General features: G+C 38.2%; 21 protein-coding genes. 9 read left to right on the top strand and 12 right to left on the bottom strand.

Annotated elements, in window-relative coordinates; genetic code table 11:
• Positions 1-4: 4 nt before the first annotated feature.
• From ACJMLO_RS05905 to rfbD, 10 genes are all read right to left on the bottom strand, one after another.
• Entirely contained in the window at positions 5-961 is a 957-nt protein-coding gene (locus ACJMLO_RS05905) for a glycosyltransferase family 2 protein (protein WP_405294870.1), read from the bottom strand.
• On the bottom strand, positions 954-2,051 hold the full coding sequence (locus tag ACJMLO_RS05900; protein ID WP_405294868.1) for a CDP-glycerol glycerophosphotransferase family protein: 1,098 nt from the start codon (positions 2,049-2,051) through the stop codon (positions 954-956). The genes ACJMLO_RS05905 and ACJMLO_RS05900 overlap by 8 nt, the downstream gene beginning before the upstream one ends.
• A 7-nt stretch (positions 2,052-2,058) precedes the next feature.
• Positions 2,059-2,337 (bottom strand): hypothetical protein, encoded by a 279-nt coding sequence (locus ACJMLO_RS05895; protein WP_405294866.1) that lies wholly within the window; start codon positions 2,335-2,337, stop codon positions 2,059-2,061.
• 1 nt (position 2,338) lies between these two features.
• Positions 2,339-2,605: a hypothetical protein gene (locus ACJMLO_RS05890; protein ID WP_405294864.1), complete on the bottom strand. Its 267-nt coding sequence runs from the start codon at positions 2,603-2,605 to the stop codon at positions 2,339-2,341.
• A gap of 231 nt (positions 2,606-2,836) precedes the next feature.
• Complete coding sequence (rfbB, locus tag ACJMLO_RS05885; RefSeq protein ID WP_405294862.1) at positions 2,837-3,844, bottom strand: dTDP-glucose 4,6-dehydratase; 1,008 nt, start codon at positions 3,842-3,844, stop codon at positions 2,837-2,839.
• An 8-nt stretch (positions 3,845-3,852) separates the two neighbouring features.
• Complete coding sequence (rfbC, locus tag ACJMLO_RS05880; RefSeq protein ID WP_405294860.1) at positions 3,853-4,410, bottom strand: dTDP-4-dehydrorhamnose 3,5-epimerase; 558 nt, start codon at positions 4,408-4,410, stop codon at positions 3,853-3,855.
• A 4-nt stretch (positions 4,411-4,414) separates the two neighbouring features.
• The gene (gene rfbA / locus ACJMLO_RS05875) at positions 4,415-5,281 is read right to left on the bottom strand and encodes a glucose-1-phosphate thymidylyltransferase RfbA (protein WP_405294858.1); all 867 of its coding nucleotides are present in this window, start codon (positions 5,279-5,281) and stop codon (positions 4,415-4,417) included.
• Between the two features lie 5 nt (positions 5,282-5,286).
• Complete coding sequence (locus ACJMLO_RS05870; RefSeq protein ID WP_405294856.1) at positions 5,287-5,517, bottom strand: barstar family protein; 231 nt, start codon at positions 5,515-5,517, stop codon at positions 5,287-5,289.
• Between the two features lies 1 nt (position 5,518).
• On the bottom strand, positions 5,519-5,971 hold the full coding sequence (locus ACJMLO_RS05865; RefSeq protein WP_405294854.1) for a ribonuclease domain-containing protein: 453 nt from the start codon (positions 5,969-5,971) through the stop codon (positions 5,519-5,521).
• Entirely contained in the window at positions 5,968-6,807 is an 840-nt protein-coding gene (gene rfbD, locus ACJMLO_RS05860) for a dTDP-4-dehydrorhamnose reductase (RefSeq protein ID WP_405294852.1), read from the bottom strand. Before rfbD ends, ACJMLO_RS05865 begins: the two co-directional genes overlap by 4 nt.
• A gap of 76 nt (positions 6,808-6,883) precedes the next feature.
• Here rfbD and ACJMLO_RS05855 point away from each other — a divergent pair, with 76 nt between their 5' ends.
• Complete coding sequence (locus ACJMLO_RS05855; RefSeq protein ID WP_405294850.1) at positions 6,884-8,122, top strand: nucleotide sugar dehydrogenase; 1,239 nt, start codon at positions 6,884-6,886, stop codon at positions 8,120-8,122.
• A gap of 36 nt (positions 8,123-8,158) precedes the next feature.
• On the opposite strand, the gene ACJMLO_RS05850 is transcribed toward ACJMLO_RS05855, so the two are convergent.
• Entirely contained in the window at positions 8,159-9,370 is a 1,212-nt protein-coding gene (locus tag ACJMLO_RS05850; RefSeq protein WP_405294848.1) for a DUF2264 domain-containing protein, read from the bottom strand.
• 96 nt (positions 9,371-9,466) lie between these two features.
• On the opposite strand from ACJMLO_RS05850, the gene hacA reads away from it, so the two are divergent.
• From hacA to mmp11, 5 genes are all read left to right on the top strand, one after another.
• Positions 9,467-10,711, top strand: coding sequence for a homoaconitase large subunit (gene hacA / locus ACJMLO_RS05845; protein WP_405294846.1), 1,245 nt, complete (start codon positions 9,467-9,469; stop codon positions 10,709-10,711).
• 4 nt (positions 10,712-10,715) lie between these two features.
• Entirely contained in the window at positions 10,716-11,195 is a 480-nt protein-coding gene (locus ACJMLO_RS05840; RefSeq protein WP_405294844.1) for a 3-isopropylmalate dehydratase small subunit, read from the top strand.
• The gene (locus ACJMLO_RS05835) at positions 11,170-12,177 is read left to right on the top strand and encodes an isocitrate/isopropylmalate family dehydrogenase (protein ID WP_405294842.1); all 1,008 of its coding nucleotides are present in this window, start codon (positions 11,170-11,172) and stop codon (positions 12,175-12,177) included. Before ACJMLO_RS05840 ends, ACJMLO_RS05835 begins: the two co-directional genes overlap by 26 nt.
• Before the next feature lie 146 nt (positions 12,178-12,323).
• The gene (gene ribH, locus ACJMLO_RS05830) at positions 12,324-12,740 is read left to right on the top strand and encodes a 6,7-dimethyl-8-ribityllumazine synthase (protein WP_292816231.1); all 417 of its coding nucleotides are present in this window, start codon (positions 12,324-12,326) and stop codon (positions 12,738-12,740) included.
• Between the two features lie 7 nt (positions 12,741-12,747).
• Positions 12,748-13,689 carry a methanogenesis marker protein 11 gene (gene mmp11 / locus ACJMLO_RS05825; protein ID WP_405294839.1) on the top strand — a complete coding sequence of 314 codons (942 nt, stop codon included), beginning with the start codon at positions 12,748-12,750 and terminating at the stop codon, positions 13,687-13,689.
• Positions 13,690-13,717: 28 nt separating this feature from the next.
• Here the strand turns inward: mmp11 and ACJMLO_RS05820 are convergent, their stop codons facing one another.
• Positions 13,718-15,412 (bottom strand): glycosyltransferase, encoded by a 1,695-nt coding sequence (locus tag ACJMLO_RS05820; RefSeq protein ID WP_405294837.1) that lies wholly within the window; start codon positions 15,410-15,412, stop codon positions 13,718-13,720.
• Between the two features lie 147 nt (positions 15,413-15,559).
• On the opposite strand from ACJMLO_RS05820, the gene ACJMLO_RS05815 reads away from it, so the two are divergent.
• From ACJMLO_RS05815 to ACJMLO_RS05805, 3 genes are all read left to right on the top strand, one after another.
• The gene (locus ACJMLO_RS05815; protein WP_405294835.1) at positions 15,560-17,707 is read left to right on the top strand and encodes a Tex family protein; all 2,148 of its coding nucleotides are present in this window, start codon (positions 15,560-15,562) and stop codon (positions 17,705-17,707) included.
• A gap of 59 nt (positions 17,708-17,766) precedes the next feature.
• Positions 17,767-18,789: a 5-(carboxyamino)imidazole ribonucleotide mutase gene (gene purE / locus ACJMLO_RS05810; RefSeq protein ID WP_405294833.1), complete on the top strand. Its 1,023-nt coding sequence runs from the start codon at positions 17,767-17,769 to the stop codon at positions 18,787-18,789.
• Between the two features lie 7 nt (positions 18,790-18,796).
• On the top strand, positions 18,797-19,958 hold a 1,162-nt coding region (locus ACJMLO_RS05805; protein WP_405294831.1), incomplete at its 3' end, for a UbiD family decarboxylase.

The following is a 19,958-nucleotide window of genomic DNA, read 5'->3' as shown; positions in this document are numbered from 1 at the left end:
TTAATCAGATAGAATTTTTAAGTTTTTTCCACATTTTATAATATAGTTTTGGATTTAATAAGAATAACCTTATCTTTGACTTGAATTTGAAATCTCCTTCGTATTTGGATAATTTTTCAAATAAGTTCAGCTCCCGCATTTTGGCCATTACCTCATCGAAATCATATCCGCTGTAAAAAAAGAAATTCATGTTTCCAAATATTGCCTTTGGGATTCTTGAGGTTATTATCAGGTTGGAAAATTCTTCCTTATCGTTTTTTGAGTAAAAATCGGCGATATTTTCAAAAATCCTGACTATATCGAATCGCCTGTATTCAGTTGTTCTGATGGCGGATTCGGGGTGCTGGACATAAAAGTATGTAACCTCATTGTTGATTGCTATTTCCTCACCGTAATTCAGGGCCTTGTGGGCAAATTCAGTGTCTTCACCGTAAACTATGCCCGGAGTGAACCTGATATTGTTGTCTTTGATTATATCCGACCTATACATCAGCTGAAAGAAGTTGAACGTGATTTGCATGTTCAGTTCCATTTTGATAAAGTCATCCGTTGAGATTAAATCCTGTGAGTAGGTGTCAAGACTTGTCAGCTTATCGCCTTCCTTTTTGGCATATAGTGTTAAGCTATAATCGGTTTTTCCATTATATAAGCTGGACAAATGCTTTTCGGATACATAATCATCGGCATCGACAAAGACCAGATAATCCCCCGCTGACTCATCAATACCGACATTTCTTGCAACGCTGACCCCCGCATTTTCCTGATGGACGATTTTGTGAGGGACATTTGAGTCCTTCAAAGCATTATTTATGATTTCCAAACTGCCATCGGTTGAGCCGTCATCTATGACTATTACTTCAAAGCCATCGAAATCCTGAGAAAGGATTGAATCCAAAGTTCTGCCTATATACTGTGAAGCATTATAAACTGGGACGATGACACTGACCTTAATATTATTCATTCCGCCTTCCCCCATCCAATAAGTAATTGACAATTCTTTCAGATGAATGACCGTCAATTTCATCAAACTGTGTCCTTACAAATTCGAATATTTTGCTTTTGTCAAATTGGCCATTTCCAATGACCTCAATAAGCTCATCTGAAGTATAGACTATTGGTCCCGGAACTGTCGATTTAAAATCATAGTAGAATCCACGCTCATTTGCCAGGTATTCCTCCAGATCATATGTGAAAAAGAGTGTGGGTTTGTCTAAAACGGAATATTCAATCATTATTGATGAATAATCTGTTATCAAAATGTCACTGATAAGCATCAGTTCCTGTTCGCTTTCGAAATCGCTGACATCGACATATTTACCTTCACTTACAATGTCGTCATTATAAAAGTTCTTGATTTTTGGATGGAGCCTTAAAGCCAAAACATACTCATCGCCCAAACGTTCATTGAACTTGTCCAAGTCAAGATAATCAAAAACATTGTTGAACTTTTCTTCATCCCTGAAAGTTGGAGCGTAAAGGATGATTTTTTTGTCTCGGGAAACATTATATTTTTGTGAAAATTCCGCTTTTAATTTATCCAAATCATGGTTTTCAAAGTAATAATCCATACGGGGAAGGCCCAATGCCTTGATTTTATCTTTAGGCATTTGAAACGCTTCGCTATAGTAATCGATGATGTTTTTGGAAGTGACAATTAAATAATCAGTATTGTCAGAGATTTTTCCTAGAATATCTCTGCTTTCAATATCAACGGATCCCCCAAATTTTTTAGAGGCCCCCGGAGCGTGCCACAGTTGGACAATGACATTTTCCGGTTTGAATTTCATGAAGGCAAGGGGAAAGAAGTTGTCATTGAGGAAAATGTATCGTGAACCCGCAAGCATTCTAAAGCTTTTGAAGGATAATCTGTCCTTGTAAAAAAAATGAAATTCAAAATCTCCTCTTTTTTCAAATTCCTTTTTAATATAATCCAGATTGCCTTTGAATGATTCTCCGGAATCTATAATAAAAGAAACTCTGTTCGGTTTTACATTAGCATGGCCAAATAGCTTGAACAGCAGGCCATACACTCTGTGTTTTAAATATGACATGATTATCTTATAAGAATGCTAACATTCCAGGAATTGATTCGGCAATTGCCTGAATACCTAAAATAAATATTGCTAATCCGCCGATGAAATTAATGTATCTGGCATATTTCATTGCGACCTTTGTACCAAAAGTACCTATTAAAAGCCAGAAAAGAACTGCACAAAAACTTAGACATGCCAAGCCTACAGGGTTGACAGACGCTGCAACACCCTGAGCCGCCAAAATTAGATTTTCAATGTTTCCAAAAACCAACAGTGGTAAAAAATGCATTAACTCAGGATCCATTCTATTCCCCCCTTATTGAAGTAATCATAGCCTGTGCACCTAGAATAAGAATGGCCGCTCCACCAATGAAATTAATGAAATCCACATAATTAATCAAAAGCTGTGTTCCAAAAGTTCCAATGGCCAGCCACATCCCAACACATATAAAACTTGCAATTCCTAATTTAACAGGGTTGACACCGGCTACAACTCCCTGAGAGGATAAAACTAAGTTTTCAATATTACCAAAAACAATCAATGCTACAAAAGGCAAATATTGCTCCAACATCCAAAATCACCATTCCCCTAAAACAAAATAAATCATGAATTTACTTTAACAATTAATATTAAAGAATAATGATATATAAAATTATCTTAAAATTTAGAAAACTTCAAATTTTTTTTATTGAAAAATAAAAATTTAATGTATAAAAAATATAAAATAAATTAAACAAATTCATAAAAAAATAGAAAAAAAAGAATATTGTTTAATCAAGAGGTATATTTCAAGTGTAAAAATCTACCTGTTCGCATACATTTTCTCATAATATTCCTGATATTGGCCGCTTTTTACCTTGTCGGTCCATTCCTGATTGTCAAGATACCACTGGATTGTCTCTTCAATGCCAACCTCGAAAGTATATTCAGGAGCCCAACCCAATTCATTTTGTATTTTACTTGAATCAATGGCATAGCGTCTGTCATGACCTAAACGGTCAGTTACAAACTCAATCAATGAATCATCCTTACCCAAAGTCTCAAGTATCAGTTTGACAATGTAGATATTTTCCTTTTCGTTGTTGCCTCCGATATTGTAGACTTCACCCAAGGCACCTTCATGCAGGACCAGATCAATGGCAGTGCAGTGGTCATGAACATGCAGCCAGTCCCTTATGTTTTTTCCGTCTCCATAGACAGGCAGTTTCTTATCCTCCAGTGCATTTGAAATCATTAGAGGAATCAGCTTTTCCGGAAACTGATAAGGGCCGTAATTATTTGAACAGCGTGTAATGTTTATCGGCAAATCAAAGGTTTCAAAGTATGCTCTTGTAATCAAATCTCCACCGGCCTTGGAAGCTGAATATGGGCTGTTTGGCTGTAATGGAGTGGTTTCGGTAAAATATCCGGTTTTGCCCAAGGTTCCATAAACCTCGTCTGTTGAAATCTGAATGTACTTGTCGACACCGTATTCCTTTGCCGCATTTAATAGCACCTGTGTTCCGAGGACATTGGATTTGATGAAGATTTCCGGATCGGTTATGCTTCTGTCAACATGACTTTCAGCTGCAAAGTTAATGACATAGTCTGATTCCTTAATCAGGTCATCAACCACATCCTTATCTCTAATATCTCCCTTAACAAAAGTGTAATTATCCTTATTTTCAATATCCTTAAGGTTTTCAAGGTTTCCACAGTAAGTTAGGGCATCCAAGTTAATAATATGATAATCAGAATATTTATTTACCATATATCTTACAAAATTACTTCCGATAAATCCTGCTCCACCTGTAACTAAAATATTTGTCATAATATCACTTAATATTTGATTTGAGACTCTTTAAAACTTTTAAATTCCTTATCCTTATCTGACAGAATTATCTCATCAATTCCATCCAGCGGCCAGTCTATTGCAATATCCTCATCATCCCACATTATGCCGCTTTCATCTTCACCATGATAGAATTCTGTACACTTATATAGAAATTCTGCCTCATCGGACAATACCAAAAATCCGTGGGCGAATTTTGGAGGAATATACAGTTGCTTTTTATTGTCTTCAGACAATATTTCCCCATGCCATTTGCCGTAAGTCGGTGAGTCACCCCTAAGGTCAACCCCAACATCAAAGACTTCCCCTTTAATTACCCGAACCAGTTTGCCCTGAGGATAATTAAGCTGCAGATGAAGGCCCCTTAATACTCCTTTTGTTGATTTTGACTGATTGTCCTGAACGAAAGTCAAATCGTGACCTGCCTCTTTAAATTCATTTTCCTGATAGGTCTCCATGAAGTATCCCCTATTGTCTTCAAAGACTGTAGGTTCGACTACGAACATGCCCTCGATTCCTGTATCTATGAATTTGAATTTGCCCATAAAATCACCTTTTTACCAAGTTAAATAAGTATTGTCCATAATCGGTTTTCTTAAGCTCTTCGGCTGTTTTCAACAACCTTTTTTCGTCAATGTATCCCTTAAAGTATGCAATCTCTTCAAGACATGCAATATAAAGGCTTTGCCTTTTCTGAACTGTTTCAATGAAGTTTGCCGCTTCAAGAAGTCCTTCATGGGTTCCTGTATCAAGCCATGCCATACCTCTTCCCAAAAGCTCTACCTTAAGCTTTCCACGATTCAGATACTCCTCGTTAACAGAAGTGATTTCAAGTTCTCCCCTGTCGGAAGGCTTTACGTTTTTGGCTATTTCTATAACATCATTGTCATAGAAATAGAGTCCCGGCACTATATAATTTGACTTTGGATTTTGCGGTTTTTCCTCTATTGACAATACGTTCCATTCATCATCAAATTCAACTACGCCAAAAGCTTCCGGGTTGTTTGTATAATAACCGAATATTACGGCACCTTCATCCAGGGAAGTTGCCCTTTCAAGGATTTCGGTAAACCTGTGACCGTGGAAGATGTTATCTCCTAAAATAAGTGCTACATTGTCATCCCCGATGAACTCCTCACCGATTATGAATGCTTCAGCAAGCCCGTTAGGATTTTCCTGAACGGCATATTCAAACTTAATGCCCAAAGATGACCCGTCACCAAGCAGGTCTTCATACATCGGCAAATCCCTAGGGGTTGAAATAATAAGTATTTCCTTAATTCCTGAAAGCATCAAAACTGATATCGGATAATAAATCATCGGTTTATCGTAAAGTGGCAGCAATTGCTTTGAAACCGCTTTGGTAATCGGATATAAACGGGTTCCGGAGCCACCTGCAAGTACAATTCCTTTCATAAAAATCACCTAATAATCTTAAAGTCTAAAAAATCATTTTCACTAGCCGCATCAGTGAATGTGTCAATTATATCCTTATCCACTTCACTGGCGTTAATCAATTCAATTTCGCATTCAATTTCACAAAGACAATCATATAATGCATCCAGATTTTTTCCATAGTAATCCGGAAAATCCAAGGCCTCCATCAAATAGTCATGGCCCTTTTCATTTATTAACTTGCCGTCAAGCTGCATTTTAAACCTCTTTGAATGTGTTATAATGGTCATCAGTGTAATAAACCTTATAATCACCTGTATTGTAGACTATTCTTTCTGCCCCACGACTGGTTCCGTTAGCGTTGATGTCGCATTCTATGTATTTGTCATCGCTGTCAGGAAGCACATGCTGTCTGTTGGTAAATGTGTCTCCACCTATGCTTTTTCCTGGAGCATATTTTTTGAGCGGTCCGCCATGCCATCCCAGACTATTGGCTTCTTTTTTTGTTATATAATTACTTGGAAGTTTGTGAAACTCTTTAATATAAGCGGAAACCTCGTCAACAGTACAGTACTGTCCGTCTTCAACTACTTTAACGTCGTCTGAATCATTGCCGCCAAAGTTGAGAAAATCAAAAAATCCCGCACTTACGGCAGAAATACTAAACAGGGCAACAATCAATGCAACAAGAAAAATCAATTTTTTGTTCATTTTATCAACTCAATATATTCTTTTATAGCATCCTTATAACTTCTAAGTGGTTTGAATCCCTTTTCAATCCAGTTTTTATTATCTAAAACAGAATAGCTTGGTCTTGGAGCGGGTCTTGCAAACTCAGAAGCAGTAACCGGAATTACCTTAACGTCGCAATCTGCAATTTCAAAAATATATCTTGCAAATTCACACCAGGAGCAGCTTCCGGAATTTGTCAGATGGTAAATGCCATACTGATCGCTTTCAATGAGCTGTGAGATTCCAAAGGCCAAATCCGGAGTGTAGGTAGGTGTTCCAACTTCATCATAAACGACGCTAATCTCCGAATGACTTTCGGCCAGTTCAAGCATGGTTTTTGGAAAATTTTTTCCGTTTACTCCATATAGCCAGGCTGTCCTTACAATGAAATACCTGTCCAGAATTTCCTGAATGGCCTCTTCAGCAATGAGCTTACTTTTACCATAAACGCTGATTGGGCCTATTTCACCATCCTCGCTGATCGGCTCTGTGGCAGTTCCATCAAATACATAATCCGTACTGATATGGACCAGACACGAGTCGGTTTTTCTGCATGCAAGGGCTAAATTTCTAACCCCTTCACCATTAACACAATACGCAAGTTCCTGATTTTCTTCACAACCGTCAACATCCGTGTAGGCGGCCGAGTTTATAACTATATCGGGCTTTTTATCACAGATAAACTCCATCACCTGATTTTCATCGGTGATGTCTAAGCTTTTTGAGGTTGTCGGAATTAGCTCATGATTCTTTTGCAAAATGTCAATCAAATCATGGCCCAACATTCCATTAGAACCCGTAATTAAGATTTTCATAAATATCACTTAAAACTTTTAATATGTTAAGATATATATTATACTTTATATTTAAGAATATAGAGGAGTTAATATTATGAAAGTATGTATTATTGGTCAAGGATATATTGGGCTTCCTACAGCCGCACTCTTTTGCCGCAACCATTGCGAAGTTGTTGGGGTGGATGTTAATGAAAAAATCATTGAAAATCTTAATAAGGGAATTATTCACATCGAAGAGCCGGGTATTGCCGATATAATCAAAAAAGCGGTGGAAAAAAATGTCTATACTGCTAGCTTAACTCCTCAAAAGGCAGATGCATTCATCATTACCGTGCCGACACCATATATCGTCGAAAACTACAGCTGTGATTTGAGTTATGTGATTACAGCCTGTGAAAGCATTCTTCCATATGTGGAAAAGGGAAATACTGTCATTATTGAATCCACTATCGCTCCAATGTCAACCGATGAGACAATAAAGCCGATTTTTGAAAAGGCCGGATTTACAATAGGTGAAGACCTTTACCTCTCACATTGCCCTGAAAGGGTGCTTCCGGGAAGAATCATTGAAGAGCTGATTCACAATGACAGGATAATCGGCGGCGTAACACCCAACTGTGCCAAAAAGGCCAGTGAAGTATATGGCCAATTCGTTGAAGGGGACCTGATGCTTACAGAAGCAAAAACAGCGGAACTTTCAAAATGTATGGAAAATACCTTCCGTGACGTCAATATTGCACTTGCAAATGAGCTTGCAAAAATCTGTGCAGAAATTGGCGTGAATGCCCTTGACGTCATTGAAATGGCAAACAAGCACCCAAGAGTAAATCTGCACTCTCCGGGCCCGGGTGTTGGAGGACATTGCCTTGCAATCGATCCATACTTCATATACGCAAAAGCGCCCGAACAGGCAAAGATAATCAAGCTGGCGCGTGATACAAACAATTCTATGCCTGAATTCGTATGTGACAATGTCAAAAAGATTATCAAGGATGGAAAAATAGCCGTCTTAGGCGTTTCATATAAGGGAAATACCGGAGATGACAGGGAAAGCCCCGCATATGAAATCATTGCCGAGTTGAGTAATGACTATGAAATAGCCATTCACGACCCACACATTGAAAACCCTGATTTTGTCGACTTGGATGAAGCTACAGAGGATGCGGATTTGATTTTGGTATTGTGTGACCATAATGAGTTCAAAACCCTTGATTATGATTTGATTTGCAAAAATATGAATAAAGCAATTATTTTTGATACTAAAAACATAATAAAAGAAGTTCCAGACGAAATCAAATTATATAATTACGGAAACCTCTATGAACTGAATTAAAAAAAGTTTAAAAAAAGTTCCAAAAAGGAACTGATATTAAAAATCTATTGGTTGGTCTGGTTTGATTTGATGGCCGTTCCATGCCTTTAGACTACTCCATTCTTCAAATGGCTCATTCCAGAATTCATCGTTTAAGTCCAAACCTAATGCCAAAAATACTGAACAGCATAAGTAAAGGCTACCTGTGTCAATATCATTTTCACAAATGTCAAGCTGTGAAGCATTCAATCCACAAATCAACCATCCATCAGAGTTGAAGTTCTGATTGCCTTTAAATTGTCTTTCTAAAACTTTAGTAAGAGCACATCTGACCTGTACTGGTGAAATGTTTCTCGGCAATATTTTAAGCAGGGCCGCCTGTGAAAGCAAATGGAAAACACCACAACGATAGGATAGAGATTTTCCTAAAAGAGGATATGTTCCTTCAGGAGAAATGATTCTTTCAAGTTGTGAAGCGAGCCTGGATGACCTCATCAATTGGACATCCAAAAATTCACCATCCTGAAGACCGTATTTTCTCATAACTGCCAATATGTCATTGAGCATAGGGTGAATAATCAAGCTGTTATAATAATTTGATTCGAAGTCCTCCCCGTCGGAATAAATCGCATCTCCAATGTATAGTTCATCTCTGAACTTGGAAATGGCATAGGTTAACCTTTCCTTATCGCATTCGCCAGTGAATTCGAGAAGGGCGGCTTCAATCATTGAAGTAAAAAGCAGCCAATGATTTTCATATGGGGCAATGATTCTTGTATTCTTGAGTTCACGAATAATTCTTGCCTGAATATCCATTGGCAAATTGAGCCAAATTTCATTTTTAGCTCTGAGCAATCCTTGAGCAAATAAAGCAACATCAACCAAAGATTGTTTTGGTTCAATGACGAAAATGTAATCATTCTTGTTTGGATTTACCGAATTTGTAATAGATGCTAATGTCAATCTAATGTATTTTTCACGTAATCTTCCTTCTTCAGAAGTATCTGCACCCAATTCTAACCATGGTGCGATTCCATTAAATACACGAGCAAACGCCTCAAGATATGCAAATTTCTGTCCTTCCGCACTTTTAGATTCATAAGGCATGTTTTTTCTAAGAGTACCTTTTGACAAATTATCCAAGACAGGAAATGCTATTTTCTGTAATGTTGAAAGCCAAAAAATCCGATCTGCCCAAACCGGAGGTTCTTCCTCCACTACTGGAGGTTCCTTTTCTTTTTTGAATCTTTTAAAAAATGAGTTGCTCATGAATAATATTTTGTTAAACGTTATATATAAACATTAAAAAAGAGTTTATATATCTTGTAAAACAAAAATATTTATCATTATTGAGAGGTTTAAAAAATGCCAACAATGTCTGAAAAAATATTAGCTAGAGCTTCCGGTAAAGATAGTGTTGAAGCCGGAGATATAATTATAGCAAATATTGACATAGCAATGACACATGATTTGACCGGCCCTCTTTCAGTCCAGTCATTTGAAAAAATTGGAGCTGAAAAAGTCTGGGATCCATCGAAAATTGTTATCCCATTTGACCATCAGGTTCCGGCAGATTCAATTGACTCTGCCAATAATCATATTCTGATGAGAGAGTTTGTAAAAAAACATGACATAAAGAACTTTTATGATGTCAATGCAGGAGTCTGTCATCAGATTCTGCCTGAAAAGGGTCATGTGTTGCCTGGAGATGTAATAGTAGGTGCAGATTCACATACCTGTACCCATGGAGCATTGGGTGCATTTGCTACCGGAATCGGTTCAACCGATATGGCAATGGTATTTGCTGAAGGCAACCTATGGTTTAAAGTTCCTGAAACAAACAGGTTCAACATTACCGGTGATTTGAAAGACAAAGTTTATGCCAAAGACGTCATTTTGCATATTATTGGTAAAATGGGAGCGGATGGCTCAACCTACAAGGCATGTGAATTTGCCGGTGAAACTGTCTCTGATATGAGTGTTTCAGACAGAATGGTATTGTGCAATATGGCAATTGAAATGGGTGGAAAGACAGGTTTGGTTGAACCGGACAATAAAACAATAGATTATGTTGAAAAACGCTCCGATAAACCTTACAAAGTATTTAAAACTGATTTGGATTCCCCTTCTCTTAATATAATTGACATTGACATAAGTGATTTAGAACCTCAAATAGCCTGCCCTCACAATGTTGACAATGTAAAGCCAATCAGTGAGGTAGACCAAGAAATTGACCAGGTATTTTTAGGTTCATGTACAAACGGTCGACTCAGTGACCTTAGAGATGCTGCAAAAATATTAAAAGGAAATAAAATAGCTAACGGAACTAGAATGTTAGTTATTCCAGCATCAAAAGAAGTTTATCTTAAAGCATTGGATGAAGGATTACTAAAGATATTTGTTGAAGCTGGAGCTCTTGTATCCGCTCCTTGCTGCGGTCCGTGCCTTGGAGGACATACAGGAATAATCGGACCAGGTGAAGTAAGCCTTTCCACATCCAACAGAAACTTTAAAGGCAGACAAGGTTCAAGCGATGGTGAAGTTTACCTGTCTTCTGCTGCTGTTGCTGCCGCTTCAGCAATAGAAGGAAAAATTGTGGCTCCGGAGTGATAATGTGAAAGGACGTGCATGGAAATTTGGAGACGATATTGATACGGACATAATAGTTCCCGGAAGATATCTGATTTATACCGATGAAGAGACCTTATCCAAACATTGCATGGAAGGTTTGGATCCGGATTTCTATAAGAAATGCTCAAAGGGAGACTTTATCGTTGCAGGCAAGAACTTCGGATGCGGTTCATCACGTGAACATGCACCGATTGCCCTTAAGGGTGTTGGAGTTTCAGCAGTGATTGCCGAGTCCTTTGCAAGAATATTTTACAGGAATGCTACAAATGTAGGAGTTCCGCTCTTGGAAGCTCCGGGAATTGGCAAACTGGTTGAAAATGAAGAAATTATTGAAGTAGACATGGAAAACGCAACAATAACATCTGAAAGTGGAGAAACAATTGAATTTAAAAAATTGCCTCCATTCATGTTAGAAATATTAAATCAGGGTGGTTTGATTGAGTACCTCAAAAACAAAAGATAGCTACAAGATTGCCGTTGTTCCGGGAGATGGAATCGGCAAAGAGGTAATGAAAGCAGCAATAGACGTTTTGGACGCTTTAGACATTGAGTTTGAATATGTCTATGGTGATGCGGGAGACGAATGCCTTGAAAAGACCGGAACCGCTCTTCCAAGCGAAACACTGGACATCATTAGACAGTCTGATGCCTGTCTGTTCGGTGCCGCCGGTGAAACTGCAGCGGATGTTATCGTTAAGATACGCCAAGAGATGAAAATGTTTGCTAATCTAAGGCCTGTTAAAGCTTATCCTAATACTAACTCATTATTTGACAACATTGACTTTATGATAGTACGTGAAAATACTGAAGGAATGTATATTGCCGATGAGGAATCATATACCGATGAAGGGGCAATAGCAAGACGCATTATCACAAAAGAAGCTGAAAGGCGAATTATAGATTATGCATTTAAATATGCAAGAGAAAATAATAAAAACAAGGTTACAGCTGTCCATAAGGCCAATGTACTTAAAAAAACTGATGGTTTGTTTAAAGAAATTTTCTATGAAGTTGCTCTTGATTATCCGGATATTGCAACTGAGGACTTTTATGTAGATGCAACAGCAATGTATCTTATTACACAGCCTGAAAGCTTTGAAGTTATCGTGACAACCAATCTTTTCGGAGATATCCTGTCTGATGAAGGAGCCGGCCTTGTTGGAGGTCTTGGTCTGATTCCGTCAGCAAATATCGGAGAGGATGGTGCATTGTTCGAACCCGTTCACGGTTCTGCACCGGATATTGCTGGACAGAACAAGGCAAATCCGATAGCCATGATGCTTTCAGCAATAATGATGCTTAGATATCTAGGTGAAAACGATGCGGCGGATAAATTTGAAGCCGCCATACTAAAAGTATTGAATGATGCTAATACTTTAACCGGTGATCTGGGCGGTTCGGCAACAACTACCGAAGTTACTGGTGAAATTATAAAAAACCTATAAAGGAGACAATGATATGAATTTTAAAAAATTAACCAAAATGCAAATGGCAGCACTTTTTATCATATTTATTATGGTAGTAAGTGGGGTAGCAGGATTTTTACTCATTATATTTAGCGGTGGAATGTAATAAAAGAGGATTGATAAAAATGGCAAAATATGAAATAGCAGCAGTCGTTGCTGAATTTAATTACGACATAACACAAATGATGTTAGAACTCGCTCAAGCAGAAGCAAAAAACAGAGGCTGTGAAATCACAAAAGTGGTTGCAGTTCCTGGCGTATTCGATATGCCTCTTGTAATTAAAAAATTACTGCAGAAAGGCGAATACGATGCAATTATCACTCTTGGTGCTGTAATCGAAGGTGCAACCGACCACGACCAGATTGTGGCACAGCACGCTTCCCGTAAAATAGCTGACCTGGCATTGGAATATGATACACCGGTAGCTCTTGGAATCACCGGTCCGGGCATGACAAGAATGGATGCCCACAGACGTGTCAAAAACGCAAAAAGTGCTGTTGAAGCAGCTATTAAAATGTGCGACAGATTAAAAGAAATCTAGTGATTAGATGGAAATTCTAAAGCCTAACGAATTAAAAGAAAAATTTAATGACCCTTGGATAGCCCCATATGAAAAGGTCCTGACCTTGGTGGATGGCGATAAGGTAGAACTAATTGAATATCATCCCTGCATTTCAGGATCTCATTGGCTATTGAATCAATACAGAAAGAATTCTGAGCTAATTGATTCCGCTTTTCGTGACGGAAACAAGCATGTCTACAAATGCCATGCAGGCAGTGCTCCGCTTGATTTAAAGGCCAGTTTCAACGCTGCCGGAATTGATGAAATCATCATTGATGGCGATGAAGTGAAGGTTACACATGCAGGTCTTGCTGGAGCTGGAGTTGGAGCCGGAATGTGCAGAGGAATGGGTGAAGGCGTTAAGTACGTTGAACTTCTTGATGTTGGAGGAGGTTCCAAAGTCGGAAGGGCAACAGTGGTGACACCTAAACTTGAAAAGGTGGTTATTGGTGTTGACGATACCGATACCAAAGACGCCGGTGCAACATGGACTATGGCACATAACCTGGGAGTTGAGCTTGCAGGAGAAGGATTTGAATATCTGGACCATATCATTGTTCAGCTATATCCGCACAACCCTCACAAAACTCAAAATTGTGTATCAATTGCCCTTACTTTCGCTGTTGAGGAATCCAAAAAACAGGAATTGATCGATAGAGTTATCGAAATCCTAAAAAGGGATACCCTATCTGACAAAACAGCAATAGCTATTCTGGAAGGTTTAGAAATTCCCGAAAAATTAAGAGCCTATTCAATCGCCACAAAATCTGGAATGATGGATGTCGAAACCGCAGAAAAAACTGCCGAAGAATTAGATATACCATTGATTGCAGTTACAGGCGAACAGGGAAAGGTTGGTGCTCTTGCAGCTTTGGGCCTTTATGATGACGTTGAGGAAGCTGTAAAAGCATATGACAATAAATCTTAGAGCATGCCTCTTTGATTTATTACTTTTTTTAAATTATGAAATCAAGGAAATTGCCTTGAGACTGACGGACATACTGCTTGATTGAAGTTGAATTTGTATCGTCAAAGACTATTTCAATCGTATTATTTTCAAATTCGAATTTCGTATTGTTTAGATTACTGATTGATGTAACGTACTCCCCATTTATTGCAATGTCGTATGTGGAGGAATTCTTAAATATTCCGGACGATGATGCAATGGATTCATTATTCAAAAGAACTTCAAAGCTTGATGCATTTCTGTCCCTTGATGAAACTATATATTTTTCCTCAAATGATATGCTGTCCTTTTCATAGTTGTGAATTATTGTAGAACCTGCAAATATCTCCTTCAGGCGGGAATTCTGTATGACATCGCCATCTTCAACTCCCAACTCATCTTTAGCCTCAAGAGGAAGCCTTATTATGTCCCCTTCGTTAGGTCTTGTATCGTTGATGGTATACCACTCGCCATCAATCTTGATTGTGTCGTTTGCCTTGATACCCAACGACAGCATGGCATCCGACGGCATTCTAATTATATCTGACTCGTTTTCAATGGCCGTGTCAACAATGTAGGGTCCCCTAACAGAAATCGAATTGTCTCGAGGTGAGTCATCTGCATAGATAATCAGATTTCTGGAATTCGGTTCGATTGACAGGACACCATTGCTGTAGTGTGCAGCTCCAATGAATGTTGAAATCATCAAAAGCAGTACGATAATGGATATGATCATTGGAAAATGGATTTTGACAAAGGACTTGAAAAGATTTGCCTTTGGAGTTTTCCTAATCATCACAATTGATTTTATGATAACCTTGATGATATAGTAGACTGCTATAATAATACCGATAACGCCAATCATTATTCCAAGGGTTAAAGGAACAAATTTAACGAAAAATATGGTGAATAAACCTAAAATAACAAATGACAATCCTACAATTGACATACGAATATAATAACCGATGTCATCTATCATGATTACACGGCCATACTTGTTGGCACGGTCAATGATTGTCCTTACGACCTCATTTGCCATTAAATTCAAGTCTGACAATGAGGACATGTCATGTTCGATTGCTCCAATGTCCACTTCAGTTATTGAAATACCCAATACGTCAGCATCAATAACAATACCTACATCCACACCGTAGTCACTTTCAAAATTAATACGCTTCAAAATATCCTTACGTGCCGCAAACTGACCGCTCAATGGCTGTTCAAATGAAATCTCAGGGAAGAAAAAGTTCAAAAGCGGCTTTGCTGTAAGCTCAGTTACACGTCCACTTGCACGTGAGAATTTGGTTTTAGTAATATCGGTTTTTCCATCAAGGATAGGTTTGATCATGGCCTCCACTTTTTTAGAAGTCAAATTGTAAATATCCGCATCAATGAATGCTATAATGTCACATTCGGCTTCCTTATAACCGGTGAACAATGCTTCACCCTTACCCTTGTTAGTCTCATGAGTAATCACTCGGGCTCCGGCTTTTGAAGCTTCCGCTTCCGTATTATCGGACGATCCGTCATTTACAACGATTATCTCATCTACAAAGGATACCTTTCTGACCACTTCAACAACTGTGGCTACGGTTTCCTCCTCGTTGTAGGCAGGTATTATTACAGAAACCTTCTTATACTTTTTGGGTTTTTGCGTTTTTATGCCTGCAAGTAAAAATGAAATAATCACTAAAAACCAATACACTAATATTCTCCCATTAAAAGTTTTTACATTAATAGTTTTATAATTTAAATAGTTATAAATGTTATTATTAATTCAAACAAAAAATTATTAATCAATAACCAATAATAATGAATTAAAAGAAAAAAAATTATCATTAGGTAGAATTGAATGATTGTTGAAAAACTTCAAAACGAACTGAAACTGAAAAATTGGCAAGTTAAAAAGGTAATACAACTTATTGATGATGGAAATACCATACCGTTCATCGCAAGGTATAGAAAGGATGTTACAGGTTCTTTAAACGACGAAACACTACGTAAATTTGATGAAAGGCTGAAATATCTGAGAAATTTGGATGAAAAAAAGCAAAAGGTTATCAGAAGAATTGATGAACTCGGCAAAATGAATGATGATTTAAAGGCAAGAATCTTAAATGCCGAAACTCTGGTTGAGCTTGAAGACATTTACCGTCCCTTCAAAAGCAAAAAACAGACAAGAGCCACAAAGGCACGTGACAAAGGCCTGGAACCATTGGCAAAAATCATCCTAAAGCAGAATGTCAACAAAAGCGTTAAAAGGATAGCTGAAAAATATGTAACAGACGAAGTTAAAACACCCGAAGAGGCAATTCAGGGAGCACAGGACATTATTGCTGAAGTGATTTCTGACAATTCCACCTTCAGAAAAAAAATCCGGCAAAATACATTCCACACCGGCCAGATAGAAACAAAAGCCAAGGACAAGGATCTGCAGACGGAATATGACATCTACTACAACTATTGCGAAAACGTTAAAAGAATACCTCCGCATAGAATCCTGGCAATCAACAGGGCTGAAAAGGAAGGAGTCATTAAGGCAAAGATTGCATGTGATAGCGAAGAGATAATAAGATATCTGAACCGCCACATGCTTAAAAACATATCAAAAATTCCCGAAAAAATCGAATACAACAGATATACTACCCCAATCATTAAGGAATCAGTAGAGGATGCATATAAAAGACTGATTTCCCCGGCAATTGAACGTGAAATCAGAAGCTACCTGACCGAAAAGGCCGAGGTGCAGTCAATTGAAGTGTTTGCCAAAAACCTAAATCAGCTTTTGATGGAAAGTCCATTGGTAGGCAAGACTATCTTAGGCTGGGATCCGGCTTTCAAAACAGGCTGTAAGTTAGCAATTATCGATGAAACTGGAAAGGTATTGAAAACCTCCCTGATCTATCCGACAGCACCACAGAATAAAGTGGCAGAGTCAATCAAGACCGTCAAAAAGCTAATCGATGAATATGATATTAACGTTATAGCTATCGGCAATGGAACCGCTTCAAGGGAGTCAGAAGAAATCGTTGCCAAAATAATAAAAGATACCACTGTCGAATACATTATCGTCAATGAAGCTGGAGCATCAGTCTATTCGGCTTCAAAACTGGCCGATGAAGAGTTTCCGGATTTCTCAGAAGGTGAGAGAAGTGCCGTTTCAATAGCCAGAAGACTTCAGGACCCATTGGCTGAACTTGTTAAAATCGACCCTAAATCAATAGGAGTCGGACAGTACCAGCATGACATGAACCAGAAACACCTCAATGAGTCTCTTGCAGGTGTTGTCGAAAAGGTAGTTAATGAAGTGGGAGTTGATTTGAATACCGCTTCCGTCAGTCTTTTGAATTATGTTTCAGGAATCGGCAATACCACAGCAAAAAACATCATCAAATACAGAGAGGAAAACGGCAGTTTCAAAAACAGAAAAGAGCTTTTAAACGTTTCAAAGCTGGGTAAGAAGACATTTGAGCAGTGCGCCGGTTTTATTAAAATTGACAACCCAGATTATCCCTTGGATAATACCACTATACATCCCGAATCCTATAAGGCTACTGAAAAGTTTTTAAAAAGCCTCAACTACTCCATTAATGATATCGGCAATGTCAATCTTAAATTGGATAACATTGACATTGAAGAAATCTCGAAAGAATTGGATGTTGGTCAGGAAACTCTTAAAGACATTATCAAAGAGCTCAAAAAACCCGGCCGTGACCCTCGTGAGGATATGCCAAAACCGATGCTTAGAAAAAACGTATTGTCAATTGATGATTTGGAAGATGGTATGATAATGCAGGGAACCGTCAGAAACATTGTTGATTTTGGTGCATTTGTTGATATCGGAGTTCATCAAGACGGATTAGTTCATATCTCACAGTTAGTGGCCGATAAGTTCGTAAAGCACCCTCTGGATATTGTAAGTGTCGGTGATATCGTGGACGTTAAAGTCCTTGATGTTGACATTAAAAGAAATAGGATTAATCTTTCGATGATAATTTAATATATTTTAAAATCAATATTGTAATGTGAAAAAAAAATTTACTTAGAAGGGATTTTTAAATGACACCAAAAATAATGATTATTCTTGGAAGTGGATCAGATATTGCCGTAGCTGAAAAAGCTATGGACATATTAGATAAATTAGAAATACCATATAGTCTGAAAATCGCATCAGCACACAGAACACCTAATCTTGTTCGTGAAATTGTATCTAAAGGTACTGATGCAGGAATCGAAGTATTTATTGGAATTGCAGGACTTGCTGCGCACCTGCCAGGTTCGATTGCAGCCTATACACCAAGACCGGTTATCGGAGTGCCGGTTGATGTTAAAACTAATGGATTAGACGCATTAGAATCAATTGTTCAAATGCCTTACCCGTCTCCTATCGCTACTGTTGGAATCGACAGGGGAGACAATGCTGCAATATTGGCCGCTCAATTTATCGGTCTTCACAACGAAGAGATCCATAAAAAAGTCATTGCCTTAAGAAAAGAGTATGCCCAAAAAGTCATTACCAGCAATGAAAGCATTATCCAACAAATAGACAGACCTTTCATCAACAATGACTTCATAAGAATTAAAGATCTCGAAATAAACAAGATGGAAGTGGATGAAAGTGAAATCAACTGCAAAAATAAAGATGCGGAAGTGGCCATCATTGTTGGAAGACAGACTGACGTTGGAACAGCCAAGAAAATCACAAAAATCCTTGACCGTCTTAAAATCTCATATGACATGAAAGTTGTTTGCCCAATCAGGTCCAATAAAAAGTTCATTAGCTATGTCAAATGTATGAAAAATGCCAAAATTTTCATTGGAGTCAGTTCAAACTCTTCACAGGTTACAGGGGGAATTGTAGGTCTGACTGCAAGGCCTGTAATTGGAGTTCCATGTACCAATGAAAACGGTGATGATTATATGCTTACAACAGTTAGCATGCCTCCGGGAGTGCCTGTTGCAACCGTCGGTATAAACAACGGTAAAAACGCTGCAGTGCTTGCCGGTGAAATCTTTTCTATCGACAATCCGGAGATTGTTCAAGTTCTTGAAAAATTAAAAGACAAAAAAATTAACTTATAGTGATAATATGAACCTTACAGACGAAAACATTATAGAGATTACAGATGAACTGTCAACCGAATATGAAATTTCTAAAGTTTTAAGAGAATATCCAAAGGATACTGTCATTGTTAAAAATCCTAAGGGATTTGACATGCCGGTTGTAACTGGAATCTGCAATACAAGAGACAAAATTGCCCGTTCAATCAATTGTGAAGTTTCCGAAATTACCCAAAAAATCATTGACGCAATGGAAAATCCCGTTGAAGTTACTAAATTCACTGACTTTTCCGATTATGACTCATCCGATATTGACTTAAGCAAGATACCTATCTTAACTCATTACAAAAGGGACGGTGGCGCCTACATTACTGCAGGTGTCGTTTTTGCACGTGACCCTAAAACAGGTGTCCAAAACGCGTCAATTCACCGTATGATGGTTCTTGACAATGAAAGGTTAGTTATAAGAATCGTACCGAGAAACCTCTATACCTATTTCCAAAATGCTCAAAAAGCAGGTGAGGATTTGGATATTGCGATAGCTATCGGAATGGATCCGGCAATCCTTCTTGCAAGTACAACTTCAATACCAATTGACTACAATGAAATGGAAGTTGCAAATGCATTTAAGGATGGTGAATTGGAATTAATTAAGTGTGGCAAGCTGGAAGTTCCTCAGGCTGACATCATTCTAGAAGGTAAGATTTCTGTAACCGAAACCGTTGCCGAAGGACCGTTTGTCGACTTGACTGATACTTATGACATTATACGTGACCAGCCAATCATTAACCTGACTAAAATGCACATCAAAAAGGACAATCCTTGCTATCATGCAATTGTTCCTGCAGGATTCGAGCACAAATTGTTGCAAGGCCTTCCGCAGGAGCCAAGAATATTCAAAGCTGTCAAAAACGCAGTTCCAACAGTGGAAAATGTTGTATTGACTGAAGGAGGCTGCTGCTGGTTGCATGCAGTTGTATCCATAAACAAACAGACTGAAGGCGATGGAAAAAACGCTATCATGGCCGCATTGTCCGCACACCCTTCACTTAAACATTGCGTTGCTGTAGACACCGACGTTGACATATTTGATGCTGAAGATGTTGAATATGCAATATCCACACGTGTCAAAGGCGACCGTGATATCATGATTGTTCCTAATGTACGCGGATCATCCCTTGATCCTGTCG

The organism is Methanobrevibacter sp. (genome assembly GCF_045120835.1).
Classification (GTDB): Archaea; Methanobacteriota; Methanobacteria; order Methanobacteriales; family Methanobacteriaceae; genus Methanocatella.
Note: the sequence above shows the minus strand (reverse complement) of the source record. Positions and strands in the feature narration are given on the sequence as shown.